Annotated in this window: 23 protein-coding genes and 4 pseudogenes; 8 read left to right on the plus strand and 19 right to left on the minus strand. The window is 32.4% G+C overall.

Going from position 1 to position 25,839, the window contains the following annotated elements:
• Positions 1-498 precede the first annotated feature (498 nt).
• The 7 genes and pseudogenes from J7E67_RS17330 to J7E67_RS17350 form a co-directional block, all read right to left on the minus strand.
• Positions 499-1,209, minus strand: coding sequence for a B3/B4 domain-containing protein (locus J7E67_RS17330; RefSeq protein ID WP_214732496.1), 711 nt, complete (start codon positions 1,207-1,209; stop codon positions 499-501).
• A gap of 88 nt (positions 1,210-1,297) precedes the next feature.
• Positions 1,298-1,936, minus strand: coding sequence for a LysE family translocator (locus tag J7E67_RS17335; RefSeq protein ID WP_214732497.1), 639 nt, complete (start codon positions 1,934-1,936; stop codon positions 1,298-1,300).
• 38 nt (positions 1,937-1,974) lie between these two features.
• Positions 1,975-2,253: pseudogene (locus J7E67_RS17340) on the minus strand (LysE family transporter); the annotation flags it as partial.
• A 50-nt stretch (positions 2,254-2,303) separates the two neighbouring features.
• Positions 2,304-2,486 (minus strand): hypothetical protein, encoded by a 183-nt coding sequence (locus tag J7E67_RS31370; RefSeq protein WP_251026833.1) that lies wholly within the window; start codon positions 2,484-2,486, stop codon positions 2,304-2,306.
• 59 nt (positions 2,487-2,545) lie between these two features.
• On the minus strand, positions 2,546-2,722 hold the full coding sequence (locus J7E67_RS31375) for an FMN-binding negative transcriptional regulator (protein WP_308161437.1): 177 nt from the start codon (positions 2,720-2,722) through the stop codon (positions 2,546-2,548).
• Positions 2,638-2,886, minus strand: a complete 249-nt coding sequence (locus J7E67_RS31380) for an FMN-binding negative transcriptional regulator (protein WP_251026835.1) — start codon at positions 2,884-2,886, stop codon at positions 2,638-2,640. Before J7E67_RS31380 ends, J7E67_RS31375 begins: the two co-directional genes overlap by 85 nt.
• 99 nt (positions 2,887-2,985) lie before the next feature.
• The gene (locus J7E67_RS17350) at positions 2,986-3,612 is read right to left on the minus strand and encodes an FMN-binding negative transcriptional regulator (RefSeq protein WP_214732498.1); all 627 of its coding nucleotides are present in this window, start codon (positions 3,610-3,612) and stop codon (positions 2,986-2,988) included.
• 125 nt (positions 3,613-3,737) lie between these two features.
• Here J7E67_RS17350 and pdxR point away from each other — a divergent pair, with 125 nt between their 5' ends.
• On the plus strand, positions 3,738-5,117 hold the full coding sequence (gene pdxR / locus J7E67_RS17355; protein WP_214732499.1) for a MocR-like pyridoxine biosynthesis transcription factor PdxR: 1,380 nt from the start codon (positions 3,738-3,740) through the stop codon (positions 5,115-5,117).
• 107 nt (positions 5,118-5,224) lie between these two features.
• Here the strand turns inward: pdxR and J7E67_RS17360 are convergent, their stop codons facing one another.
• From J7E67_RS17360 to J7E67_RS17380, 5 genes are all read right to left on the minus strand, one after another.
• Positions 5,225-5,395, minus strand: coding sequence for a cupin domain-containing protein (locus tag J7E67_RS17360; protein ID WP_308161438.1), 171 nt, complete (start codon positions 5,393-5,395; stop codon positions 5,225-5,227).
• A 115-nt stretch (positions 5,396-5,510) separates the two neighbouring features.
• Entirely contained in the window at positions 5,511-5,696 is a 186-nt protein-coding gene (locus J7E67_RS17365) for a hypothetical protein (protein ID WP_214732501.1), read from the minus strand.
• A complete protein-coding gene (locus J7E67_RS17370) occupies positions 5,687-6,004 on the minus strand; it encodes a hypothetical protein (RefSeq protein ID WP_214717344.1) in 318 nt (105 codons plus the stop codon). Before J7E67_RS17370 ends, J7E67_RS17365 begins: the two co-directional genes overlap by 10 nt.
• A gap of 148 nt (positions 6,005-6,152) precedes the next feature.
• Positions 6,153-6,392: a hypothetical protein gene (locus J7E67_RS17375; RefSeq protein WP_214717345.1), complete on the minus strand. Its 240-nt coding sequence runs from the start codon at positions 6,390-6,392 to the stop codon at positions 6,153-6,155.
• A gap of 97 nt (positions 6,393-6,489) precedes the next feature.
• A complete protein-coding gene (locus J7E67_RS17380) occupies positions 6,490-6,708 on the minus strand; it encodes a S8 family serine peptidase (protein WP_214717347.1) in 219 nt (72 codons plus the stop codon).
• Here J7E67_RS17380 and J7E67_RS31385 point away from each other — a divergent pair.
• The 3 genes and pseudogenes from J7E67_RS31385 to J7E67_RS17390 form a co-directional block, all read left to right on the plus strand.
• A pseudogene (locus J7E67_RS31385) lies at positions 6,685-6,821 on the plus strand (S8 family serine peptidase); the annotation flags it as partial. The gene J7E67_RS17380 and the pseudogene J7E67_RS31385 sit on opposite strands and share 24 nt — an antisense overlap.
• 1,372 nt (positions 6,822-8,193) lie before the next feature.
• Complete coding sequence (locus J7E67_RS17385; RefSeq protein ID WP_214717349.1) at positions 8,194-8,994, plus strand: ParA family protein; 801 nt, start codon at positions 8,194-8,196, stop codon at positions 8,992-8,994.
• A complete protein-coding gene (locus J7E67_RS17390; RefSeq protein ID WP_214732502.1) occupies positions 8,960-9,571 on the plus strand; it encodes a ribbon-helix-helix domain-containing protein in 612 nt (203 codons plus the stop codon). The genes J7E67_RS17385 and J7E67_RS17390 overlap by 35 nt, the downstream gene beginning before the upstream one ends.
• A 3,328-nt stretch (positions 9,572-12,899) precedes the next feature.
• Here the strand turns inward: J7E67_RS17390 and J7E67_RS17395 are convergent.
• The 4 genes and pseudogenes from J7E67_RS17395 to J7E67_RS17410 all read right to left on the minus strand — a co-directional run.
• The gene (locus J7E67_RS17395) at positions 12,900-13,766 is read right to left on the minus strand and encodes a zinc ribbon domain-containing protein (RefSeq protein ID WP_214732503.1); all 867 of its coding nucleotides are present in this window, start codon (positions 13,764-13,766) and stop codon (positions 12,900-12,902) included.
• Between the two features lie 24 nt (positions 13,767-13,790).
• Positions 13,791-14,315 (minus strand): hypothetical protein, encoded by a 525-nt coding sequence (locus tag J7E67_RS17400; RefSeq protein WP_214732504.1) that lies wholly within the window; start codon positions 14,313-14,315, stop codon positions 13,791-13,793.
• Positions 14,316-14,319: 4 nt separating this feature from the next.
• A pseudogene (gene tnpA / locus J7E67_RS17405) lies at positions 14,320-14,721 on the minus strand (IS200/IS605 family transposase).
• Between the two features lie 1,435 nt (positions 14,722-16,156).
• Positions 16,157-16,325, minus strand: a pseudogene (locus J7E67_RS17410) (DUF1259 domain-containing protein); the annotation flags it as partial.
• 834 nt (positions 16,326-17,159) lie between these two features.
• On the opposite strand from J7E67_RS17410, the gene yhfH reads away from it, so the two are divergent.
• The 3 genes from yhfH (at position 17,160) to J7E67_RS17425 (ending at position 19,920) form a co-directional block, all read left to right on the plus strand.
• On the plus strand, positions 17,160-17,294 hold the full coding sequence (gene yhfH, locus J7E67_RS17415; protein WP_214717354.1) for a protein YhfH: 135 nt from the start codon (positions 17,160-17,162) through the stop codon (positions 17,292-17,294).
• A 1,542-nt stretch (positions 17,295-18,836) separates the two neighbouring features.
• Positions 18,837-19,310 carry a hypothetical protein gene (locus J7E67_RS17420; RefSeq protein WP_214732506.1) on the plus strand — a complete coding sequence of 158 codons (474 nt, stop codon included), beginning with the start codon at positions 18,837-18,839 and terminating at the stop codon, positions 19,308-19,310.
• The gene (locus J7E67_RS17425; RefSeq protein ID WP_214732507.1) at positions 19,291-19,920 is read left to right on the plus strand and encodes a hypothetical protein; all 630 of its coding nucleotides are present in this window, start codon (positions 19,291-19,293) and stop codon (positions 19,918-19,920) included. Before J7E67_RS17420 ends, J7E67_RS17425 begins: the two co-directional genes overlap by 20 nt.
• Before the next feature lie 231 nt (positions 19,921-20,151).
• On the opposite strand, the gene J7E67_RS17430 is transcribed toward J7E67_RS17425, so the two are convergent.
• On the minus strand, positions 20,152-20,571 hold the full coding sequence (locus tag J7E67_RS17430; RefSeq protein ID WP_214732508.1) for a hypothetical protein: 420 nt from the start codon (positions 20,569-20,571) through the stop codon (positions 20,152-20,154).
• A gap of 282 nt (positions 20,572-20,853) precedes the next feature.
• Between J7E67_RS17430 and J7E67_RS17435 the strand changes: the two genes are divergently transcribed.
• A complete protein-coding gene (locus tag J7E67_RS17435) occupies positions 20,854-21,078 on the plus strand; it encodes a helix-turn-helix domain-containing protein (protein WP_214717362.1) in 225 nt (74 codons plus the stop codon).
• A 2,447-nt stretch (positions 21,079-23,525) separates the two neighbouring features.
• Here the strand turns inward: J7E67_RS17435 and J7E67_RS17440 are convergent.
• Together J7E67_RS17440 and J7E67_RS17445 are read right to left on the minus strand one after the other, a co-directional pair.
• Positions 23,526-25,181: a helix-turn-helix domain-containing protein gene (locus J7E67_RS17440; RefSeq protein ID WP_214717364.1), complete on the minus strand. Its 1,656-nt coding sequence runs from the start codon at positions 25,179-25,181 to the stop codon at positions 23,526-23,528.
• 5 nt (positions 25,182-25,186) lie between these two features.
• A complete protein-coding gene (locus J7E67_RS17445; RefSeq protein ID WP_214717365.1) occupies positions 25,187-25,666 on the minus strand; it encodes a hypothetical protein in 480 nt (159 codons plus the stop codon).
• Positions 25,667-25,839: the final 173 nt, after the last annotated feature.

Genomic DNA, 25,839 nt, shown 5'->3' on the forward strand with positions numbered 1-25,839 from the left:
CATTTCGCACAACTAAACTGCACCGTTAGCTGAATAAGAAAAAAGCATTACCGTTATGGTCATACGATATATCCTTTAATTTAGAGTCAATATAATTTGTATTAAGTAACTGTTTTAATACTTCCTCGCTGCTTGCCCTCAAAGGTAAACCCTCCCTGTCGTATAGAACTTATTTAATCCTTCTTAAGCTAACCTGCCCGTTACTTTAAGTACAAACCTTCACAATCTTTTCTAAAATTTAACATAGATATCCTATTTTCTTGATAGAAGCCTTTGCTCGCGTTGAGCAAAGGCTTTTTTTTTGACGAGTTCCTTCTATTATATTGTGGTACTTTTCAATTCTCTTTCGTACTCTTTAACTAACTTATAAAATGTTGTCTTTTTAACCCCTATATCTTGCATCGCTCTGTCCGCGTTGAAAACATTGGATAAATCGTACTATGAATCAAAGCCATAACATTTCCAGAGCAAAGTATCATTTTTAAACACAATTTGACCTTAACCAAAGATTGTAATTTCCCTATTATTAATATCTAACACTTCAATCTTCACAATACCACCAAGATTATGTGACACTAAATCAGACAATGCTTTAAGCGCCATATGAAACTCATCGCTTCTTGTTTCATCTATTAATTCAATACAGAGGAATGCATTTTTCGTATTTTCTGTTAGCATCGTCCTCAGAGCTTCACGCCAATTCCAGCATCTGCATATTGCACCGTCATCATCTTTATAAACAATTTCACCTTCATATGGCGAAGTATTTTCATTATTCCCCAATGGGATAAACGGTTCGTTACCATTTGCCTGCGTTAGCCGAATATCGCCTACAAAAGTGTCGATATCTTCTCCACCACACGGAAGCCCATAACGCAATGAAATTGAATTATAGATGTCAACAAGCGGGTTTATTGTTCCGATATGATTGCCATTTTTCACTCTTTTTAATAAAGCTTCAATAGAACACCTTGCCCCTTTCTTTGTCTTGAATTTCTGAAAAGCTTCTCGCCAAACGAATATGACTGGATTACTACTGAATTCCTCCAGACTGAGAAATTTATGTGCTTCTTTCTCTGCCTCCTGCAGCAGCTTCTCGTAGATTTCAACGTCCCTTATTGAATTATCAATCCCCTGGCAAATAACGGTGCCTATTTTTGCATGAGGGAATAACGACCAAAAATCATTTTCAATGATAAATCTAGGCATAAAATATCTCTCCATTTCATTTTACTTATTGTCTTGGTAGACTCACTATTTGTTGTGTCACAACACGATAAATTTCATCATAACACTCTTATGTTTTGGAGGGGCTCGCAAAGGCGCAGATTACCCCTAGAACAATATAAAGATAACCAGTTATCCGATTCTGTAACTTTGAACTCATTTTACTACCCAGAATCCGCTTTCTAATACTTGCTGCAAGAACTGCATACAGACCATCACTAATAAAAGCTAGGATAATAAATATAATTCCTAAAAGCAAAAATTGTACTGCGACTGATCCAGAAGAAGGTGATATGAATTGCGGAAAGAAGGCTAAAAAAAAGAGTGCTGTCTTAGGATTCATTATTTCTACGAGCGCTGATTGGTAAAAAATCTTTAATAATTTTTTGCGAGGGGCTTTTGGAATTTCTGAAGTCGTTCTATCAGATGTAGAAAATAAAGTCTTACACCCCAGATAGATAAGATAAGCAGCACCCAAGTATTTAACGATATTAAAGGCTGTTGCTGATGTCATAAGGATCGCAGAAACTCCAATTGCTCCAGCTAAAACGTGAACAGAACCACCAAGAGATACACCAAGAACTGATACCAGGCCCGCTTTCTTCCCTTGATCTATACTCCTTGCCATAATATATAACACAGCTGGTCCAGGTATTATTAACAACGTAGCAACAGCAATTACAAATAGCCAAATAGTTGAAAACTCCATAAAATAACGCAACTCCTTGTTGTATTTTTGCACATGAATTAATTTTGTTGCTCGTTTGGAAATGGAATCCTTTCTGGATTAGTCAAATCAATTGGTTTACGAACGTCTAAAAAGGACATCCATGGAAGTAAAAAGGTTACCCCAATGATGCCTAAGATAATTTGTATCTCTAAAAAATGAAAAACCAGTGCTACACCTGTTAACCCGAAAACAGCCCATACTAAATCACCTAGAAGGGCTCCAACTTGTACCAAAAATGATGGCATAAATCCTCGTTTTAACCCTCTGCGTAAAGTTTCGATGTTGACTGTCCCAGGGGCTGCACTATAAACAAATCCAAGAAATCAATCCATAATAATTAGGCCAATCATTTAAATGGACCATTCCGTCGCTCACGCATCCTCTGAGCAACCTGAATTTCCCCTTGTTCATTTGATTTTTCAAGCTCTGCAACTATCGATTTGTAATCAGCGTCACTACGATTCTGACTCATTTTGGCTGCAGCTTGAATAGCGGTGATTTCAATTTCAAAGCCAACTATTCCTCTCATTTCACTCTCAAGCAACTCTGGATATCTGGATCAAACGTATCCCAGAGCCGACCATTTTCTCAGTGAGACTCATAGTATTTAAGCATAGTATCCAAAGCTAATTTCAGCTCGTCCCCACTGATTACACGTGCTGTTCCATACGCATGTACAGCTAGATAATCCCATATAGGAACCTCTTCAATCTCATACCAACTCGACGAAATGTAAGCGTGCGGTCCTTGAAAAATAAGCAACACATCACTATTTTTATCCAAAGTTTTCTTCTGCATGTTTCCGTATGCAATGTCCCAGTCGCATAGATTTTCCCTTCATCTTCACGAATTTCCAACGGAATGTGCGTAGCCAAGGGGCGATGTTCATCAACAGTAATCAATAAGGCAAACGGATAAGACTTCATCATTTGAACTGCCTCATCATGATCCATACGATATTACTTAGGAATGTACACTATAATCATCCTTTCAACTTGTATTTGGCCCGTTCGTAATATAAGGCAAAGTTAAATGCTTTTATTTACATTTTGTAGATTTTTCTTCATTAGAGATGCCACTTGTAGATTATCTTGATTAGAGGTGTTTTCTAGATGCTTAATAATTAATTCTTGACGTTCCACAGGATGATTTTGACTTAATTTAGCTTTTGCTTCAATCTTTGTGATTTTTATTTTGAATCCTACAATCCCTTTACTCATTCCTTCGATATAACTAGGTTCTACATCATTTAAATTGTATGGACTATCTGGCCTTTCATATTTATTTACCATGTCATTTAAAGAATCAAATATTACTTTTTGATCTTCGACAATTTCCATCTTTCCATATAAATGGATAGATACATAATTCCATGTGGGAACTGCCTTCATTGTTTCGTACCATGAAGGAGAAATATAACAGTGAGGACCTTGGAAAATCACAAGAACTTGTTGGTTTTCAATATCCTTCCATTGTTCGTTTGGGCGAGCAAAATGACCATATAAGGCACTCTCACCTTTATTTAATGTGAGTGGAAGATGGGTTGCGTATGGTTCTCCGTTGTGCTGAGAAAATAAAGTGGCAAAGCTGTATTTTTCGATAAAATCATAAATCATTTCTTCGTCATCTAGTTTAAAATGTTTAGGTATATACACGATTTAGCTCCTCCTTAATTAAGCCTTTGTAATTGGTGGTATCAATATAAGATATTTTATAATGCAAACTGACATATAAAAAGGTACAATTATTAATAAAAGAACATGTCAAAGGTGTATTGTAAATGAAAAATACCATTTTTGCTTTTAAGGATGACTCTCCCAAATACAAACAAATCTACGAGCAGTTTAAATTATTTATTGAGAGTGGTGACATACCAGCTGGTGACCCATTGCCCTCCATTCGTCAACTTGCAGACTCCCTTCAAGTAAGTCGTAATACGACATTAATGGCATATGAGCAGCTTGTAGCTGAAGGTTATATCCGTGGTGAAGGTCGAAAAGGGTATTTTGTAAATGAATTAGATCCACTTTTATTTCAAGATGCCTTAGTTCTTCCTAATAAAAGGCAAACAAAGTCGGTGACACCAGTACTAATTGACTTCCGAGCAGGAGCCGTAGATCAAACCAATTTTCCCCTGAAAATTTGGAGGAAAATAGCAAATCGAGTTTTAACATTACAGGAGAGCTTTCGATACGGGGAACCCTTTGGTGAACTGTGTTTGCGTGAACAAATCGTCACATATTTACTCCAATCTCGTGGGGTGAAAACAGATCCAAATGCGATTATAATCGGCAGTAGTACCCAACAAATGTTGATTTATCTTGGACAAATCCTGAAGGATGATTTCGCTAGCATTATTGTAGAGGACCCAGGTTATGATGGAGCAAGGGAAGCTTTTCAATTTCATCGTTTCACGCTTGAAACTTTACCAGTTTATGAGACCGGTGCTGATTTTTCAAAATTAGAACAAATGACTTCAAGGATAATCTATGTAACACCCTCCCATCAAAGTCCAATAGGAGTAAGCATGTCTATTCAACAAAGGCAAATGCTTATTCATTGGGCTAACAAGAAACATGGATTTATTATCGAAGACGATTATGATAGTGAATTTCGCTATACGCAGCAGCCTTTTCCAGCACTTGCTTCCATTGATTCAACAAGAGTTATTTACCTAGGGAATTTCTCAAAGTCATTTCTTCCAGGAATCCGTCTAAGTTATATGGTGCTACCACAGTTACTTTTAAACCGTTATAAAAATCAATTTCTTCATTTCGAGAGTACCACTTCTCTTCTTAGCCAGGTTACAATGGCTAAATTTATGGAAGATGGAGAATGGAATCGCCATATTAAACGAATGCGTCTTGTTTATAAGCGAAAAATGCAATTCTTAGTTTCAGAATTAAAAAAACACTTGAAACAAAATATATCCATTATTGGGGAGCAGTCTGGTTTGTACGTATTAGTTAAGGTACATCTAAATCGTTCGGAAGAATGGTTAATCGAGCGTGCTTCCATTTATGGGGTTAAAGTGTATTCTACCTCCATCTATTTCATAAAAAATTATTCTGATGAAACAATTATTAAACTTGGATTCAGTAATCTTACCTGTGATGAAATACAAGAAGGCGTGAAGCTTTTAAAAGAGGCTTGGACATAAAAACCCCCCATCGTCGTTAGTTAAGTCTAACGATTGTGGGGGGTTACATTTGTAAGGGTATGGTCAGCAGTTTGCAAAATGAGTACCTTAAGTAAAAAAATTCAATATCAACCTTCCTGCAAAATTTCTGGCTTTTTGTGAGACATAACCATAATCGTACATCCAGTTGGACTAATGGGAGCGTGTACACTATTTGGAGGATAATATAGGTATGAACCAGCCCCATACTCCTTCCCCATATCTAAGTAAGTTCCTTCTAGTACAAACACTTCCTCCACATCAGGATGTCTAACAATGGTTCAATACATTCAAAAATAAATTCGAATAATTCTAATTTATCCTTTTTCCTTTTCTTTTTTATCCTTGCTTCCCCTTTTATGAAACACAGGCTTTTTAATCGAAAACAAATAAAACTGAATGGTCAATTTCTTCTGTTACCTTTTCAGCATCTGATTCGACTTGTGTTGCCGAAAACTTTATCTCGTTTACCTGTATCGCTTCTAGAATATATTCAGCCAATTTATCTTTATTGTTGTTTCCTGGATTGTTGTATTTTCTATTTAGTGCAGCTACAAACATATCAGCAAACTTAAAAATAAATGTTCGTGAGAAGGCATCGAAATTAACTGATCCATTACTAAATTATCTTCATAATGAATCATAAAATTATCTTCCAATCCTTGCTTTAATGTTTCAAGGATTAATGCGCTTTCCCCTTCCTCATCTTTAGTTATACTAATCTTTTTAGGTAATTGAATTCTGTTGGAGTTTATCTCATGGTTTACGCCTAATCTGATAAACTGATAATAAAGTTTAGTTACCAAATCAGAAATAGAAATCCTGGTGATTTTACTTTTATTAACTGCAACTGCCTTAAAACTAATCATTTTTCCATTTCGGACAATAAAGATTAAAAAATTCTTTGTAGAGTTCTAACTCTTGGTTGTTCCGATTATTTAAATTCTTAAAGTAGAATTCTTCCGGTAATTTTATCCCTTGTTCATTTTTGCTACTTGAGCATTTTATAAAATCTCTTTAAACTTTTGATGCTAATTTTTCGCTTAAAAACCAAATACCTGCTATTATAACGAATTGTTCTGTTTTACTAGTTTCATCTGCAAAAACATTAATAGTTCCATAAGAAGGCTTATCTAACAATTGGGATTCCTTTTCATCTTCCGCTAATGTTCTTCTTCGACATCTTACCTCTATGTCAGCTAGGAATAATTTGTATTCATTTTGAATTTTTGCACGAGCCCATGAGATGGATGTCAAACGCACACTCCTGGAGCAATCACATCAACTTCCGTATTATTATTGGAGAAATTCGCTAGTTTTCCGGAAAAAATCGGCTGCAGGAACCTCTATCACTTCATTGTATGCACCAGGATACGAATACTCGCCTATCTTCCTTAGAATCTCCTTCATTTCCGGCAGCTACCACCACGGCAATTTGCTTGTCAATGGCTTCCTTAATCATTGCTTTCAATTCCGGGTTATCATCCGGACCACCTAAAGACATACTAATGACAGGACACGCTCCCCTTTCGGACCTCTCCAGTTGTAAGATAACAATGGATACGGCACACATGTTGCCGGAACGATTGCAGCTACTAAGACAAACGCTGCCGGAATTTTAGTATTTGCACCAAAAGTGAACTTTTAATTTTGAAAGTGCTCGATAAAAACGGTAGTACCCTTTATCCCACAAATAAGGGGCTTCAATCACTTTCAATCCATCGGGAATTTGGTCTTCGGTTTTTTCTACGTCATCTACTAACAACAATTGTATCTAGATATATAGTTGAATTATGAATTGAATTCATTGATAGAAATAACGCTAAAGTATTATTCAACATATATAATGACATATATATTAATCGTATTTGCTAATTTATATTTTGTTTACTCGAATCATTTCTAAATTATAGAATCGGAAATCCATTTATACATTGTATTAATATATATGATAAATTAATTATTAAAAATACTACTATCTTATATTATAATATATATATCAACATATGTTTTAAAAAATATTATCCAATAGTTATTTTATCTCAAATATAGGAGATCCACTTTAAATCCTTGCATATATTGATGTAAACTTTAACAAATATAATGTTATTTTCAATGAAAATAACGATAAATCATATCATGAAATATTTAATAACATATGGATTAACATATACATTAAAGATATTATTAATATATTTATTTTATCCCGAATACAGAAGGTGTTCTTCACGATCTTATCATTTTAAAACGATTTATAGGTATTTTATTTATTAGATTTATCTCTCAAAATAATTAGATATAGAAATGTCTATATCCTCAACGAAATTAAATTTAATTTATATCTAAAACACTTAACATCATATAAATTAACATATTCTTTAAATTCATTTTCAGAATATATGTGTTTCTCCCTAATTGTGATAATGATTACCATTCTAATCATTAATGGATACATTGGAAACTATTAAAATAATCCTTTCTAAAGACTAAAATAGTATTCTATATTAATCTTAAATGAATAAAATCAAAATTATTACCATTGATACAATATACATTAATATATATAATGACATATGTTTTAAATATATTAATAGAATATGTTATTAATAAATCCTGTGTATTTTCGATTTTATTATACAAATCATAGGCATTACTAATAAGGGAGTTCATTTCTTTAGTATCCATTCTCCAACCGGGTTTTATTGTTATGTACCTCAAATTAAATATTTAAACTCGCTATCTCAAAATATTTTAGCTAATATTGTTTGTATTCATCAATAAATGTAAAAACAATTTATACAACAAAGTATAAGTTGACATATATATAAACATATCTAGAGAATATATTTATTTAAATATTACCGACGATAATAATTAAGGCTTATTAATAATACATATTTTAATATATATATTGACATATGTTTTGCAAACTCTATCAATTTATGTAATAACATAAAATATAATGTTGTTAATAGCATCTTTTTATATTAGTACAATCATGCTAAAATAGTTAAAGATTTAATATATAACAAAATATACATTGATAGAGGTGAAAGTGTTGACAGCAAAAATAATAACGTTTGGAATCAGTAAAGGCGGCTGCTCCAAGTCGACTAGCAGTGGCATCACTTCTTTTCTCTTAAGTAAAGATGAAAAGGTTTTGGCCATTGACATGGACGGTCAAGGAAATTTAACTAGTTTCCTAACAGGCGAATATGACATATGCAATGCGTTTGAGGAAAAGACCGTTCTTGAGGCCATATTGGAAGAAGATGCTAGGTCTTATATTATCAAAATCAAAGAAAATCTCGATCTGATTCCCTCAAACGATTTCCTTGCTACTCTGCCTAGAAAAATGTTTGAAAAACATCTCAGATTGGATGCTTTGCAGAAAGCATTAGAGCCGGTAATGGAAGATTATGATTGGATCATTATTGATACGCCTCCGGCACTCTCAGAGCAAACGGTAATGCCTCTTAGTACATATTCAGAAGCTGGAAGTTTCGCTGTAGTCATGTTTGATGGTTCTATGTTTGCTTATTATGCCATTCCAAAATTTTTGGAAATTATCGAAGGAGCCAAAGGGCGCTATAACCCTTCATTAAAAACAGCAGGTATCCTATTCTCTTTAATTGATTCAAGAGCCAAAGAAAATGAAGTAATGTTAGAAGCTATTGAGGAAGATTACCCTAGTTTGAAATTCAATACGATCATAAAAAGAAAAGCTTCTACTAGACGTTTAGCAATCGAAGGTTTTGAAGGAAATGCAGAATTAAGAAACGCCCTAGAATATTACTATCCCTTTGTAGAGGAGTTGAAAGAACGTGTCAGCCAAAAACAGCCTCAAGGATCGAATTAAAAAGCCTAATCCTACCCAAGCGTTCTTTAATTCATATGATACAAATGAAGATGGCACTAGCAAGGTAGATAACAATGAAAACGAAAACAAAGTTATTAATGTTGATGAAAACAAAAACGTTAATAAAAATAACATTAATAAAGATGTTGATATCAAGGATAATGATAAAACATATGTTATTGATGACAATAAAAACAAAAACATTGTTGTTGATAATGATGAAGACGAAAACAAAGTTATTAATGTTGATGAAAACAAGAACTTCAATAATAATAACAATAATAAAAATGATGATATTAATGAAATAAATAAAACATATGTTATTAATGACAATAAAAACAAAAACATTGTTGTTGATAATGATGAAGATGATGATTATCTCCGAGATTTAGCTTCCGGAAAGAAACCTACGAAGAGAAAAAACAAGAAGGTTTTTACCTCCTTTTATATGGATCCCGACTTAGCTGTGGAAGTGGACAAAATCGCTTCCAGGGGAGAAAAAGGGGATAAATCCAAACTAATTAACATGGGAATAAGAAAATTGTTAGAAGAGTACGGTGTTATTGAAAAAAAATAACTTTCGAATCACCTTTATATTGCATTTAACCTAGCTCAGGTTTAAAAAAGTGAGCCGTTTCCCGGAAACTATTTCTCTTATGCTAAACTTTCACATTGATAGCAATAAAAAGCTAGACCTATTCACAAAAATAAATAGGTCTAGCTTTTTTTACTCTAAAAATCCATGACTTGCATTTGTAAACACTCCTTTATTCCTCCCATAAATTAAAAATAACTGGCACCATAAAATGATCCAGTAGTTTCAATTTCCTCAATAAATTAACTTTCTTCAAAAAGAAACATTGTAGTACCAAACATTTTGCTTAGAAACAATCGTTCCTGGTTTTACCAAATACAAGTTGCGAAAGTGCTACCTTAGATTTAAAAGCATTGTGTAATCATAAAAACAACAAAACGCTAATAATAACGATAACATATGTTATTCATAACATTATCATATATATTATAAATATCAAAAACAACAAAAAAGATAATAACATTAATTTTATTGTTTTATTATCAATAAATAAAAGTGAGTAATAAAAGTCTCATAACAATTCAAATGGAATATTAACATTCTTGGAGTTAAAGCGAGTTAAAAATTAGAAATTAAAGCAGAGAAAAAAGAACTATCAAGTGTACTTTTAGCGGTACTAACGGACGACACACTATGTATTAGGGATTATTCCAGTAACGGCGGGAAAAACTAACGATATATTTGACCTAATAGCTGTGAATGATCAATCTGTAACAGAACAGCACATTGCTTAAGAAATGAAAAGCATAGGTTTCACCATATGGAATTGCACGGAAATGAAGGAATAGGATTTTTGGAAATAAAAAGAAAATCGTCAAATTATGGACGGTTTACATAGAGGGATTTCCAGATGCCTATAATAAACGAAAATTACTTGCCACTATATTTTTTATCACTCGAGACAGTATCCTTTGTATCATGAGGGGTCTTTTCTTCTTGTTGTTCTTCGTTTAGGTCTTCCATAGGGATAGGATCCACATTTCTCTCACTTTCAAATTTATCAAACAAACTTTGATTGGATGTTTCATATTTTTCAGGTTGATCTATTTAATTTGTTTTAAGTGTTTTGCTACTCTCTTTTATTTTCCATCCTAACACTCCTAGTTCATTTTCTAATGTTTACCCTGCTTACAAAAAATAGTCTGTTTTTTTGACAAACCACTAAAAATTATTTGTTCTGGGTAACCTAATGAGTCAATATATAAGGTTTAAATGAAGAAAAGATTGAAAATCCCAAAATATTTCAAAAGTACCGAAATTATACACCATATACATTAAGAATATATACTAAAACAACATTTATAATAACAACGATATATACTTTGACATTAACAATAAAATATATATCGTTGTTGACAATAATATATATATTTATAATAACATTAATTATAAATTATAAATTTTCTTTATTATTATCAATAAGACAGTGATTGCCTTAGTATTAGTTTCCGGTAAATAATTTACAATAAAAAGTAAAAAAGTTCGAGAATTAGAATAAAAAATATCTCAAAAGGATTGGCTATATCTTTTGCGTTTCTTTCTATAGGGATAGTTTATTTTAATGTATACCCTTTAAACAACCGTGTCCTACAAGTGTCTTGTCGATATAATACATTAAAGTAACATACTTCGTAGTATTATAACTAAGGAATCTTCGGATACTATGAAAATTTTAAAAACGTACTTTTCAATAAAATATTTTATTAATTTGTATGTATAAAAGTTAAATTGATTGGGAAACATATAGATAAGGAAGATATAAAAAGGGGGTAAAAATATCGTTTTTAGAACATAAACCTCTCCAATCTAATTTTATTCATGAAGATCGATTTAAGCTAAACCAATATCTTACTTATTTTTTACCAATGTAACAATTCTCAAGTGAAAAGTTGAAAATCATTCGGATAAAAAACAACTAAAAGAAAGAAACCTATAAAAGTAAATAAGATAAATGTAAGCAGCTAACTTATTCCATGTGAATAATTCAGTTGCTTTTTGCTCGATTAAAGATCCATCCTTATCGTAATAACCTGAACGGCAGAAGAAATATATGTATTTTAATATATATGTTGAAATATATATTAATGTTATTATTGTAAATAAATCAGCATTTTACAACTCTTAGTAAGTTCTAATCATATAACGTCCCATTTTATTTCGATAATCATCTCCAAAAGAATGTAATATTTCTCAATGTTTAATAAATATGCGTTTAAATACGAATCCAGAGATTTAGATTCCGGAAAGTACCCCACGAAGAAAAAGCAGGAAGTTTTTTAGCCCATTCTAAATGAATCCAGACTTTTCATGAAGTTAATAAAATTGCTGAACAGGGAGAATCTAAACTAATTAATAAGAGAATCAGGAAATTATTAGAAGAGTACGGAGTTATTGAAGAAACATAAATTCATAGAGTTTCATTAAAGGTATGAGTTATTAACTTAGATTGTCTCTTTAAATTATTTAGAAAGTGATTAAATTATTAATGAAGTTAATGTTGAATTACATGTTGAAATATTTAATGACATATATTTCAACATATATATATATTCAAACGTCGCCCCTATATAAATAGGCTATGTACTATCTTCTGTTAGAATCCTCACGGATTCACTTCGATCATTGACAAAGTGCTCGATTAATATAAAAAACACCACATTCTTGTCGAGAATACATTACCAAGCAGAAAAGCTGCTTACTAAATGAAAGAGCATAATAACCAAAAGACCTAAAATCTGCATTTAATGAATTAGAAATTTCCATACATCATCGAAATGCTGGGATTAAAAAGCGTTTGGGTATACTTTTAGCTATTTATTTCAACTTGTTTTTCTCTTATTTTTCATCACAAGAGATGGTTTGCAAAAGATGATGCTACAAATCCAGGAAACTGAAACTGCTGTTTCCTAGCTTAATCTCTGACATATATTTGAATTAACAGTCCCTACTGATACTGCGTTAACCACGCAGTAATAATAGTCTGAATATTAGCTCGCCCATACTCTTCCCTATTGCATTCTGGGATCATTAATGTCATTGACATCATTATATTCTATCTGTCTGACACTCACCCATCCATAAATGGAGGGGGTTCCACCTTTAAACAACCTTGGCTCTTCCAAAATCTATAATTAACTATAAAAGATGGACTTCACTTTGGTCTAAAAGGCTTCTACAGCCGAAGTCGTTCTAATGCAAACAATCGAAACAAGATTATTTACATGAGCTCGGATTCCCTTGCCACTCACAACTTATTGACTGTTCCGGGGTATGTCTGCACCGATAGATTTAACCTATTAATCTTAGGAATTTATACACCAAATGTTGATATCAATTTTCTTTTTAATTTCATGTTTTCCAAATTGGAGATGCACTCATTTAAAACATTGGAAAGTTGAAGCCACTCTTTTTCAGCCTGTTGAAGATCCACTTGATTTGATTTCGTTACATATCTAGCTAAAAATGCACTATATAAATCACGTTGTGCCACGACCCCGCATTCACAAATATGCCAGCGGTCCATGAGTCTTTTTTTCTTAATGGCACCACAATGGCAAGTTTGAGATAACTTTGTGGAGTAGGTAGGAAACTCTCGGAATCTTCCACCTTGCGATTCTACTTTTCGTTTTAACATTTTCAAAAATATACTTGGTGCTTTTCGACTGATACTTTTTCCGAACATTTTTTGAAAAGCTGTATAGGAGAGTTTCTCTGTTTGAATGGAGGAGGCTAGTTGTAGGATTTGATTGGTATCTCGACCATGGAGCTGTTTTCTGACTTCTTTAATTTTACGTTCCAATTCCCTGTGTTCTGAACGTGTTTTTATGTATCTTTTGGAGCTGATCCACTTCTTTTTACCTTTTTTCATCACGCCATTGCTTTGATAATGATTGGGGTTATTTGCTCGCCGTTGCCGGTCCATTTTCCGATTGATTCGTCTTTTTTCCTTATCGATTAATACCACTTCATCACAAAATTCCTTTAATACGGCTTTCGATTCCCCTACCATCGCAATCGTGGAAGGACCAATATCTAGTCCAATCTCTTCCTTACCTAATTCATATTTATGATAGGGGGATCCTTCAAGAATCAATTGAACGTAAAAACGATTTTTCCCCTTAACTTCTTTTTTTATGATTCGACAGTATTTTATTCGATGTTTTAAGGCATGCTGCATCCATGGATCTTTGGGGTCGATGAGTCATTTTAACGAAAGTGTTTTTCCGATAAAAACATAACCATTGGAGTAAGTTAGAAATGTTTTGTTGTTTTTGCCTTCTAAGGAAACAAATTCACCTTTTTGTTTAAACCTTACCTTTTTCGCTTTCTTAAAAGCGTATTTTTGAACAGCCTTAAAGGATCTTGTCGAAAGTTTTTGACAGATGTGCGTCCCTAAATGTTCCGCAATAAACTTCGATGCATTCTTCGTTTTAATCCCGAAGGATTGAATCGAATAATCAGTAAATCCAAAAGTCGCATTAAGATGTTTAAAGTTAGCTCTACGTTTCTCAATATCTGTTTCCGAAGTTTTAGATAATCGGACGGTTTCCTTATATAATTCGGTGTTTTGAATAGTCTTTATCCTCTTCAAACTTTCTCCTAAACACGCATTATAAAGCTGTCTTCCACAATCAGACAACAACAAAAGCAGCTTTTCTTCCTTTGCATTCGTTCTTAACCGAATCGTTGCGATAAAAGAAGGTGTTCTTTCTTTTTTTGCTGCCATGGTTTTACACCCCTTTTTGATTTTCAATACTGTTTTACAACATCTAGCGTTGTCCTGCAACAGTGGAAACAAAATAGCTATTGGTCCATAGAGAAGGAATTCTACTTTTTAACCATGGGAATTCACCGCGTAAGTAACGAGAACTTCTACCCTTCATCATTCTTATTAGTTTATTAATTCCAAATTGCGGATCGCATTCAACAAGTAGATGAACATGATCTGGCATAATTTCCATTTCGATTACTTCAGATTTCGTTTCTTCTGCCACCTCTAATAGAATAGATTTAAGTCTTTCATCTACTCCATCCACCAATACATTCCTTCTATATTTAGGACACCAAACCACATGATATTTGCATGAATATACTACGTTATTATTACTTTTATATTGTATTAGACTTTTCATACCCATATTATACCAAATTATTCTATCTAATGCTAATTTAAAGGAACGTTTGTTCTGAAAAAATCAATAAAAAACAACCTTACCCCATACATGAATGCAGGGGCTTGCGGTTGTTAGTTTTGGTCATTTTCACATTCGTAGTTTTTTAAATTCTTTAGTGTCCTTTTAGGCATTCGCCTCTTCATATCAGAATATGATTTTAATGTGAGATTGCATATACGATTAACCTAATCTAATACTCCTTATTTCACATATGATCGCCGGTAGTTAGATTTAGTTCCTGAACAATATATTCCTTATATCTATAGTGACAAAACATAGTGATATATTAACTTTTATAACGCTTATGGAATCATTAGTATAATAATAATACATAATAAAATAATATTAATAATAACAATAAAATATATGTTAAAAATAACAATACAATATATGTTAAAAATAACAATAATCACAATAATATATAATCATTATAATTTATCAATAAATGATCTTTTGAATATTTACTTCTGTCAAAAGTAATCATAATGAAGAAAGTCGCAATTTCGATAATCTAATTTTTAATTACAAAGGTATCCATCGAACCACAAAAATTCGAAAATAAAATTATAATACGAATAAAGCCCCACCAAAAAGACTATGGTTTCCTAGGCATTTAAAATTGAAGAAAAAAGGTTAAATTAATTTATGAATAAAATATTAATAGCTTGGTAATCATATATATAGAAGTTATAAAAAGGGGTAAAATAGTGATCTTAGAACCTAAACCGGTGTATTCATGAAGATCGGTTTGAGCTAAACCAATACCACACTTATTTAACCAATGTAAGTATTCTCCAAGTGTTGATGAAAAGTTGAAGATGAATAGGATAACAAATCAATAAAAAGAAGGAAGCCGAAAATAGGTAAATAATGTAAGCAACTAATTTATTTCATGTGAATAAATCAGTTGCTTTTTCTTTTCTCTATTAAAGAACATCCTTAGCGTTATTACCTACTGAAATATATATATATGTATTTTAAGATATATATTGAATTATATTTTAAAGTTTTATCGTAAATAATTCGTTAAATTTACTGGGCTTGGTTAGTTCTATCATATACACCCCTTTTTATTTCGTTTGCCTCATTTTAAATGAATTCAGACTAATCATCGGAAGTTGATAAAATAGCTGCAAAGGGAGAAAAAGGGGAGAATTTTAACTGATTATCAAAGAAATAAGAAAATTGAGTAAGGACTTATTGAGGAAAAATAACTTCATACAGTTTCAATAAAGGTATGAGTTATTAACTTAGATTATCTCTTTAAAGTTTTTAGAAAAAGGTCAAATGAACAATAGTGTTAAAATTGTTTTATATGTTATAACATGTATTAACATATAATTTAACATATTTATATACTTATTAAATGGTTAGCTTCATTTCGAACTCCGTATTAACCAGTTTGCACACCACCTGTTATCCAACTAAAGAACTCTATTAGTGCATATTCTGTTCTAACTTTCCTTGCGAAAACTAGTGGGTCATCAACCTCCTCGATATTAACATGAATCAAATTCGGCACCATCAAACAACCATTCATAGTGAACAGATGAAACTAATATTCATGGATCGTTACAAATCGCAGCAACGAATCGATTACTATGGTTAGTCAGTTCTGAACATATAAATTAACATTAATATATATGTTAATTTATATGTTTTTTTATATGTTAATATTGTTTTATATTCCTCTTTAAAATCTTCATTCCCCCGATGTAGTGAAATTTTAACCTAGGATCATTATGTTAAAAGATCGTTTCGGATAACATAGAAATTATAAATATTAAATTAGCCAATTAGATGAAAGTGGATTACACATTCATTTTTCAAATTTCCGAGCAAAGCCACTTTTTTCTGTTGCCCATCCTTAATAATTAAATTGAATTTATTTAATATGTCCCTCTAGAAAAAGTTTGGTAACAAATTACTCAATTATTAAGTATAACTAAAACAGTCAAATAAAAATAAAGATGTCACGACTGATAAAAAACACATTTACATTCATATTAAAACCATTATCAAAACATATGTTATTAATGACAATAAAAATAATAATGTTGGTGCTGTTAATGGTTAAGATAATCATTATTTCTGAGATATAACTTCTGGAAAGAAACATTGCAAATAAAAGAAAGAAGGTTTTGTCCTCATTTTCTATGGATCCAGATTTATATGTGGAAGTGGAGCAAATTGATACCGGGGGAGAATAAGGGGATAAGCCTAAAACAATTAACATCCAAAAAAGAAAATTGTAAAATTAGGAATTAAAAAATCTTATTTTTAAAAATTGTGCATATTTTTTTAAAAAAGGTCTACTCATTTTTCCATTTTTCATTTATACTGTATTATAACAAGAGAAATAAAAACTAACTGTATTAATAAAGGAGGAGATTTAAATGTTAGTTAGTCCGGTTGAATTTTTCCGCAATTTGCAAAAAAAGGAATGTCCTGAATGCAGGCAGCATATGCAAGAGCAAGCAGAAAGTTATTTGATTGAATGTGATCGCTGTTTATCCAAAAAAGAAGAGTAAGTTTGTTAACTCTCCAGCATTGCTGGGGAGTTTTTAATTTCATATCAATAAATTACCGTTTTAGAGAGAATTAGATAGGTATAAACCCTATGCGTCAGGCAAAACCTTAAATAAGTTTTTTCATAACTTAAAGATTTTGAAGACATAATAAAAAATTAAATAGTGGTGCGCAGCCTTTTTCTGTTTCACAAACAAAGGAGTTAGTGGATTAAGATTTCCTGTAAAAGAACTATAAAGGCACATAATTAACCGCGTTAAATTAAATGATTTAGAGGTTGGGATTATTGAAATTTGAAGCCAAACTAATCTAAAGGGAAATTTTATAAATAAGAACAATAAAAAAACCATGTTGATAACGACAACAAAATATATGTTAATTATAACAATAATAATAAATATAAAATTGTTATATATTATCATTAATGACACTATCAATCTCTATCTACAGGTTTATTTTTAATGTTTACAAATTGTATACTTCGAACAATATTGATCTTAAAAGTCCAAATATAAAATTTCATATAAAAAATAACAGTAATATTTTACGAATAACGTATTTCCTTAAAAAACCTAAGTATCCTGGGCAAACAGTGAAAATCATTGTGATAAAAACAATTAATTGAAGGAATCCGGAAAATGTAGGCAGCTTATTTATTCCATGTGAATAATTCTGTTGTTTTTTAAAATTAAAAGATCCGATTACCTTGAATTGGAGATGTATGCAGGTTGTCCTAATCCGACAAACTGACGTCTTTCCATGAAAAGCTATAAAAATTTTCTAAACATGATGGATTCACTCGCACTAACAGCTTTTGAAAAATCGGATACCTCAAAGATAAGCTCAAAAGTCAGGGGATAACAATAACCAGAAAAAAGTCTTTTTAGGTCTTAATATTAACCCTGATAAAAAGAGTTTATTTTTCAAAAAAGGCCTATTCTCTCTTTATTTTGTATACCTCTGCTCTTTAAATTGTTAAGAATGGAAGGAGAATTCTATGACGTCATTTTAACCAAACACCGATATAATAGACGTTTGAAACATTCACTTGTAACTTGAACCAAAGGTTTAACTCCTTCTAATATATTTAATAAAATCGAAAATGCGGAAAAAGAGACATAAGATAGATGTTTCTAAACTAATCTATTTAATTATTAACAACCTCTTCAAATCTAATCTTTTTTTCAACTCTATAATTAATCAAGAATAGGGCAATAATCCTCCTTTTAGCAGATGTTTTCCCTGTGTTTATCTCAAATCTTTGAATTCCTTATCGCACTTCCACTTTAACCAGTTTCACGCCCGCCTTTTTTGCATCTTTGACTGCTTTTTTTAACTGCTTTGATACACTTTTATCCTTCTTTTTATTGGACATGTTCATCTTTCCTTTCTATAAATTCGTAGTAACCAGTATTCCCTTATTCTAAAAAAATATACAAAAGAGTTCTATATTCCCCCTCCCCTCACTATATATCTAATAAAACATGGAAAAGTGGAAAAGTGACCATGAGCTAGATTGAAAAAGTAAGAGGGGGAGAAGGAAAGTGGAGAGCTTAAACCCAATGTTTCAAAACACTCATTCAAAAAAAAGTATTTCAAAAAAGGATGAACTAGAAAGTTTCCCTAAGAAAAGACGACAACCTCGTTCGGATAAATGCCACAATATTAAATTCCCTGTAACACCTATCATGCAGATAAAATTGCGGACCCTCTGTAAGCAAATGGAGAGATTTATTCAAACTATAGAGGGACAACCTTTAACCCAGACAGCATTTAATACTACTCTCTTACAGTTCGGGTTAGATCATATCGATATAGTGGACTGGGTTCAGGATTATAAAGATACCAAAACCTACATGCATACCATGCTGAAAGAAAATAGTTACAACGGAATTGGTGGTCCGTATGGACTGGCAATTCAAAAACAATTATCAGAACGTAAGGTCGTTTTCATTATAATGGCCAGCGTCTTGAATTGGATTGAAAAGGGTGGTTCTCTTGAAGAAATCCTACAGTAAGTTGAATCTCCTTCAAAAAAAATTACAAGGCCTCTCTTCTCCAAAAGGCTTTTTGGACTACATGCTAGGAAACCGAAAGTACCTAACCATTGTCACCGGTTACTACGATTATATAAGAGGGGAAGTGTTTATCGACGACATGTTCGATGTATTTGATAATGTGCCTCGAGGATTTGATTTAGCCGTCCTGGTTCATCTGCTTTATAAGGATTTCCTTACCCAGATCAAAAAAGGTAATATAAATAAGCAGGTTGCAGGGTTCCTGGTGTCAGGAAAAGCACGATATTTAGGAGAAAAGAAAGTAGAAAAACGAGTTATGAAGGCTTTGACAAAAAATGTTTTTTCATTTGAATCAATTGAAGAGGAGATCAACGAGGAGGAATCAGAAAAAGAGAAGAAAGCTTATATCACAATTCAAATGAAGGAATCTGAAATATTAAGGGGGGAGATCTTTTTACATGACCTCACCCCTTATCTGAACGACCAGCATGTAACAATTGAGGATTTGTTGACGATCCTTTATTTAGACTTCATCAACCAGATAAAAGAACAGGGGAATTCAGATAAAATACAGAAAAGTATTCTTTCTCACCTGAAATCGGCCCTTTAGAAACGATATCAGGTGGGAAACCATCAAACGAGAACCTTAATTGTAGAAAAAACTCAAAATAAAGCCAGAGCTTACAATATAAAAAATTGTACATCATCAAACAATAACCAGGCTTCCTTTTAAAAAGGATTTCTAAGTTAGCAAGTACCCGTAATAAGCAAAATCCCTTTAATGCCCATCGTTAATCCACCGATTCTCTTTGAATTAAGTAACTTATACTCTCCTTTTATTCTAATCCAGTGTAAAAACCAATCCGCCTGTAATCTTAATTGGTTCGGAAGGAATCTTAGCCTGTTCGAATCGGATATTCCGTTTATTTTCACTTTCGGGAACTAGTTTCATAGTGTTTTCATTATCCTTGATTATTTCTCCTGCTTTTGTCTGCTCTTCATTGACGTCCTTCCATCCAGTGTTTACTTTAGGGGACTGCTGTAGCCATAAACTGTTCTGTTCTAGCGACCATAGAGGAGGAGGTAGAGGGACGTCACGCCTTTGATAGGGCTTTAATAATTTATGAAACTCTTTTGAATGGACAGCCGTAAAAAGAGCTGCCCTTATAATCTGATTCCGATCTAAATGAGTAGCATGAAAGAGGGCATCCACATGGGTTCTGAATACTTCATCATATCGAATGGTAGGTCTATATACCATAAGAAAAGGCCACCTTTTCATTTTTAGGGTACTTGTAATTAATTGAACATCCATAACATTCATTCCTATTAATAATCCATTCGATTTCCATATCCCTAAATATTTTCAATTCATTAGTGATCATCTAAATACCCCCTTTTATGACGTCTCTTGACGTCCTTAGTACAAGGTATGTGCCATGGCTTGTCCATTATTCCCAACTTTTTTGGAATCAATCGAATATTTTTGGGATTAAGAGTCAAGACTGGGGAATAAGAAGAATTAGAAGGGAGTAATAAAAAAATGTGGGGTATAGGCAAACCACGGAGTCAGCTGGGGAAGTGGATAGATCAAAAAGGATTAGAACAACAAGATCTCGCTAAGGATGCTAACGTTAGTAAAAATACAGTTACTAAAGCATGTAGCGATAAAGACTACATTCCACGCCAGGACGTCATGAAAAAACTATTAAAAGCGATACGTAAAGTGGATCCACAAGCGAAAATGAGCGACTTTTGGGATATGTGAATGTAAAAGCCCCCTTTAAACCCAGTGATTCACTAGGGTTTTTCGTTTTTTGAATTATATAGAGGAATAGAAAAATGCTACGATTTTAGAATAAACATAAAGATTAAAGTCATTCTACCCATTTTCCTTATATTCTAGTAACAATAAAAAATAACAACAAAGCCAATAATGATATTGCACAAAACATTATTAAATTACACGATGATAACAAAAATAACAATAATATATATGTTAATCTTAACGCTAATAATGATATATATTTTTTAACACACCTAACATTACAAGGGATAAAGAAATTAGGTCAATCAAAGGTCTACTTAATCTACATATTGGTTAGCATTTATTTATCATCATTGGTTACAAAATAATATTTAAGCATCCTCCTTATACCCGTTTTCTGTATTTTCAAATGGCAATTATTAATAACAACAAATTAGATCTTTTATAAAACAACAAATCAATTAATGATGTTATATAAAACATTATTAAAATACTCAACAATATCAATATTAACAATATAACATATGTCTATTTTAACACTAATAATGAATTATATTTTTACCATTTATCATTTCAAGGGATAAAGAAATAAGGTCAATCAAATTCCTTCCTTGTCCACATATTTGTTAGCATTTATTTATCATCATTGGTTACAAAATAATATTTAAGCATCCTCCTTATACCCGTTTTCTGTATTTTCAAATGGCAATTATTATTAACAACAAATTAGATCTTTTATAAAACAACAAATAAATTAATGATGTTATATAAAACATTATTAAAATACTCAACAATATCAATATTAACAATATAACATATGTCTATTTTAACACTAATAAAGAATTATATTTTTACCATTTATCATTTCAAGGGATAAAGAAATTAGGTCAATCAAATTCCTTCCTTATCCACATATTTGTTAGCATTTATTTATCATCATTGGTTAAAACTAATATTTAACCATCGTCCCTATACCTGTTTTCTGTATTTTCAAAGTATTAATTAATAATTGCAACAAATTAGATCTTTTATAAAACAACTAATCAATTAATGATGTTATACAAAACATTAATAAAGTACACAACAATATCAATAATAACACCATAATATATGTTAATGTTAATGATAATAATGAAATATTTTTTCCTATTTAATATTTCAGGGATAAAGAAAATAGGTCAATCAAATTAGGTCCTTATCCACATGTTGTTTAGCATTTATTTATCATCCATTTGGTTTTGATAAATATTAAAGATTCTTCCTGATTTTGGTATTTCCAAAGAATAACAGTTAAAAGTAATAATAATTTAGATCAACAGAAAACAATAAATTAATGATATTAATAATAAAAATATTATCAATGTTGATAACGATATATATGTCATTCATAACAATAATAATAAATATAAAATCAATAATATTAATAACAATATAATTATTAATTTAAGCAATTAAAAACAAAGAAGAAAAACAAGAGGGATGTGTAATGGAAATTACCTTTTAATCCGTAGCACCCAAAGAAAAGTTATCCCTAGGAATAAAAGGAATACAACAGTGTAAATTAACATTATAGATAATAATTCTTTAAGCATACATTCCTCCTAATTAATAATTGCTATTGTTTCAATAATTAGGTATTTTAATCGAAAAGGAGTTTTTCCATAAATTTATCCAAGTGCCAAGCTACAACTTTATGAAAATAAAAAAATGGAAATTATAGATTAATTGAACGGTACACAGCTGCAAGATAATTGCAAAGAAGAAAGGTTGAGAAGAATATGCATTCTGTGAATGATCCATCAACTACAGGATTTGTAGCCTTGGATCGGCAAAGCATAGTCGTCCGAGCTTACAAAGTTGGCTCCGAGACACCACAGAGGATGTTTATATTTATTGGTGAAATTACATGCACCAAGTTAAGCCCAGTGACTTAATTTGCATAGAAGGGTATCCTTACTAATACTCAACCTCTATTTTTTGCAGGGGGTATGGCCATGGCAATAGGAATGAACTTTTCTAAAAGGTTATTATGAAGATATCCAAGAATGCAGTAAAAAAATTATCAACTTTAATAGAAGGGAAGGGGAATAGGAAGCAAAAAAGTCATACAGACCCCCGAAAAAAAGGTTGTCATGACAGCAGTATTTTAACGCTATTGTTCCGCCTTAAGGCGGTTCATATAACTTAAGTTAGGGCAAAACTCCGTCTTATATTCAACCTACCAATTGCTACCTTATGGATGGCCTTGATGGGACTTTAAACCCTCTACCTACAAAGTATTTTAACTAAATCCATATTGTTTCTTTCCATAAATTTCACCATTCTTAATCCAAGGAGAAGGGGATTGTTATAAGTGTTAAAGCGAATGGAAAAATTCGAATAAATCACTATAATGATAAACACTTGGAACAATTTTAAATAAAAAAATAAGCACCGAATTTCGATGCTTATTTTGCATTTAGCCATTCCTTCATTTTTTCTAAATTCTCGGTATACGGGCGTTTAATTAAGTGCCTTTCATACCGGGATAAGGTACTGTGGGAAATACCTATTTGATTTGCTGCCACTAAAATACTTAATCCTCGGTCATTTCTTTCCCTACTGATGTTTTCAGGAGTCACCAACTTTTCTTCGACTGTTTCAATGGAAGCTGCAACCTCTAATTTCGTCAACCCCTTCAACATGGTCGAAAAATTTACCGTTTCATAGTCGTAGTCTTCAATCATCAATAAATCCCTGTCATCACCAATTCCTGTGATTTCAGTAGGAGGAATAATTTGAACACGGGCCTTCAACCAGGTGTTTGCAAACCAGTTTCGTTCCTGCTCAATCTGCTGTTCTAAGTCTTTTTCTTTATAACTCCACTCTTTAATGATTCCGTCCTGCTGCAGTGTATCTAATATTTCTTCAAATTGTTCCTTGATCCTTGAACCATATCGCGGGTTCACATCCAAATCCATGACTTTTAAGAGTCCTTTCTCTCCACCGATATGATAGGCTCTTAGATAATCCGCACTCTTTTGGCGAATTCTCCACTGCCAGGATAGGTATCGCGATAACCGTTTATGGTACTTTTGCTTTGTTGGATGGTATTCGAGCGTCTTTAATGCTAAAAAACCACTGCTTTTTTGGGATCCGTACAAGAAGTTCGCAAGTATTTCCCCTGGACGAATGCTGCATTCATAAATACCAATCGGATTCTCTCCCCGATAGGCAACGGTTACGCTATCAATCAAAAACAGGGGATTGAATTGAACTTGCCCTATTTCATCAAAGTTACCCTGATCCTCATTGATGAACCTCAAATTTTCTCGTTCAATCCTGATCCAAATGGTCGTCAGTGCTGCCAACCTTTTCATAATATCATCCCGTTCTTTTTTGCGATACGAGGTTTGATAGCCGTCAGACTCTTCGCTCCGCCCTTGCAATCTCCTTAGATTCAAGGCGTCATCCGTGTGGAAATGAATCATTTGATCTTTATGAGTGGCCTGCTGCATCCACAGAATCGAAACGATATCGAAAATGTCTGCCGTTAAGTCATCCATCGAGGTTATGGCTTGAGAGGTGAGATTTTTCCATTGCTCAATCGCTGCATTGGATTTCATTTTTAGATAAGCATTTTCGGATCTTACTTGAGCAGTCGCTTCTAATGCCTTCTCCGCAATCTTTGCAGTGGGTATTTCTCTTGCAATGTCAAATTCATTTTTACTGATGGTCTCCCTTAATTTATGAAATAATAAAGCTGAACCGGACTCTGCAAAATTCTGATTTAACAAAGAATTTATTACTTGTCTATTGCTAGACTTTAAGGAATAGGGGGCACTATCTTCCCCAACGATCCGAATGTATGGTAGGACAAAATTTCTTATCTCATCTTTATAATCTTGGACCCAATTTTCCATACTCTCAAATTTCAATTCATGATCTTTTGCTAAACGATCTATGATCACGAAAAACGCCTTTAAGGATTGGCAAGGCTGATAATCCACTTGACTTGCCATAAGATGACCGATATCATCGGTCCACTCGTCAAAGAGTTGAGGATGATCTGGAAAAATCGTTTTCGTAATTTTCAAAAAATTATTTTGCAAGGTATTTAACATGATTCTTAATCCCGTCCTTCCCTAGTCGTCCCTATGTATTCATTTGAGTATTTGTGGATGTAATCATGGAAAACATCCGAATCCAAAATACCCAAATCATGTAGATAGCTGATGGATTCAAAAGAAAGGAACTGAGCAATCGGTTTCTTTTCCAGAATGGCACTTATCAGTTGTTGGATGTCCTTTTCCTGATAAACAATATAATTCCCCATACATTCCTTAATTTCTTCAGGTGAATAGTTTGTTTCTTTCATAGGATAATTATGTTTGCATTCATATACTTTTTCTTCATCAATATAATACGTAGTTACACCCAACTCTTTACTAGTCTTATAATATTCAATCTGTTTCCGAAGCCAAATGGGACCACTTGATAAGTTGATTACTGGCTTAGGCAGCACACCACGCAGATGATAGGTGGAGACCTTTCTCCGATCCCAACCAAGGATTTCCCCCGCCTCTTTAACACCTACTAAAAAACCCATCTCTTATTCCCCTTATTTACTAGTCTAAAGTTATTATGATTGAGGAGTGTTGCATTTGTCAACATTTCTTTATCCCTATCTTTCCATTCAATAAAACTTTTCTTCATCATGTATATCCATTGGAAGGTGCAACTCCTTATTGTTTTGACGTCTCCTCTCACAATGTGCACAGC

This window comes from Bacillus sp. ISL-46 (genome assembly GCF_018613205.1).

Excerpts from the sequence above, each read along its gene's own strand:
- J7E67_RS17370 (WP_214717344.1), bottom strand. The coding sequence starts at position 6,004 with ATGATTAGTTTTAAGGCAGTTGCAGTTAATAAAAGTAAAATCACCAGG.
- pdxR (WP_214732499.1), top strand. The coding sequence starts at position 3,738 with ATGAAAAATACCATTTTTGCTTTTAAGGATGACTCTCCCAAATACAAA.
- J7E67_RS17400 (WP_214732504.1), bottom strand. The coding sequence starts at position 14,315 with ATGGCAGCAAAAAAAGAAAGAACACCTTCTTTTATCGCAACGATTCGG.
- J7E67_RS17330 (WP_214732496.1), bottom strand. The coding sequence starts at position 1,209 with ATGCCTAGATTTATCATTGAAAATGATTTTTGGTCGTTATTCCCTCAT.
- J7E67_RS17365 (WP_214732501.1), bottom strand. The coding sequence starts at position 5,696 with ATGTTTGTAGCTGCACTAAATAGAAAATACAACAATCCAGGAAACAAC.
- J7E67_RS17380 (WP_214717347.1), bottom strand. The coding sequence starts at position 6,708 with ATGTGTGCCGTATCCATTGTTATCTTACAACTGGAGAGGTCCGAAAGG.
- J7E67_RS17445 (WP_214717365.1), bottom strand. The coding sequence starts at position 25,666 with ATGGGTTTTTTAGTAGGTGTTAAAGAGGCGGGGGAAATCCTTGGTTGG.
- J7E67_RS31370 (WP_251026833.1), bottom strand. The coding sequence starts at position 2,486 with ATGAGAGGAATAGTTGGCTTTGAAATTGAAATCACCGCTATTCAAGCT.
- J7E67_RS17335 (WP_214732497.1), bottom strand. The coding sequence starts at position 1,936 with ATGGAGTTTTCAACTATTTGGCTATTTGTAATTGCTGTTGCTACGTTG.
- J7E67_RS17440 (WP_214717364.1), bottom strand. The coding sequence starts at position 25,181 with ATGTTAAATACCTTGCAAAATAATTTTTTGAAAATTACGAAAACGATT.
- J7E67_RS17435 (WP_214717362.1), top strand. The coding sequence starts at position 20,854 with ATGTGGGGTATAGGCAAACCACGGAGTCAGCTGGGGAAGTGGATAGAT.
- J7E67_RS17430 (WP_214732508.1), bottom strand. The coding sequence starts at position 20,571 with ATGGTATATAGACCTACCATTCGATATGATGAAGTATTCAGAACCCAT.
- J7E67_RS17395 (WP_214732503.1), bottom strand. The coding sequence starts at position 13,766 with ATGCAGCATGCCTTAAAACATCGAATAAAATACTGTCGAATCATAAAA.
- J7E67_RS31380 (WP_251026835.1), bottom strand. The coding sequence starts at position 2,886 with ATGATGAAGTCTTATCCGTTTGCCTTATTGATTACTGTTGATGAACAT.
- yhfH (WP_214717354.1), top strand. The coding sequence starts at position 17,160 with ATGTTAGTTAGTCCGGTTGAATTTTTCCGCAATTTGCAAAAAAAGGAA.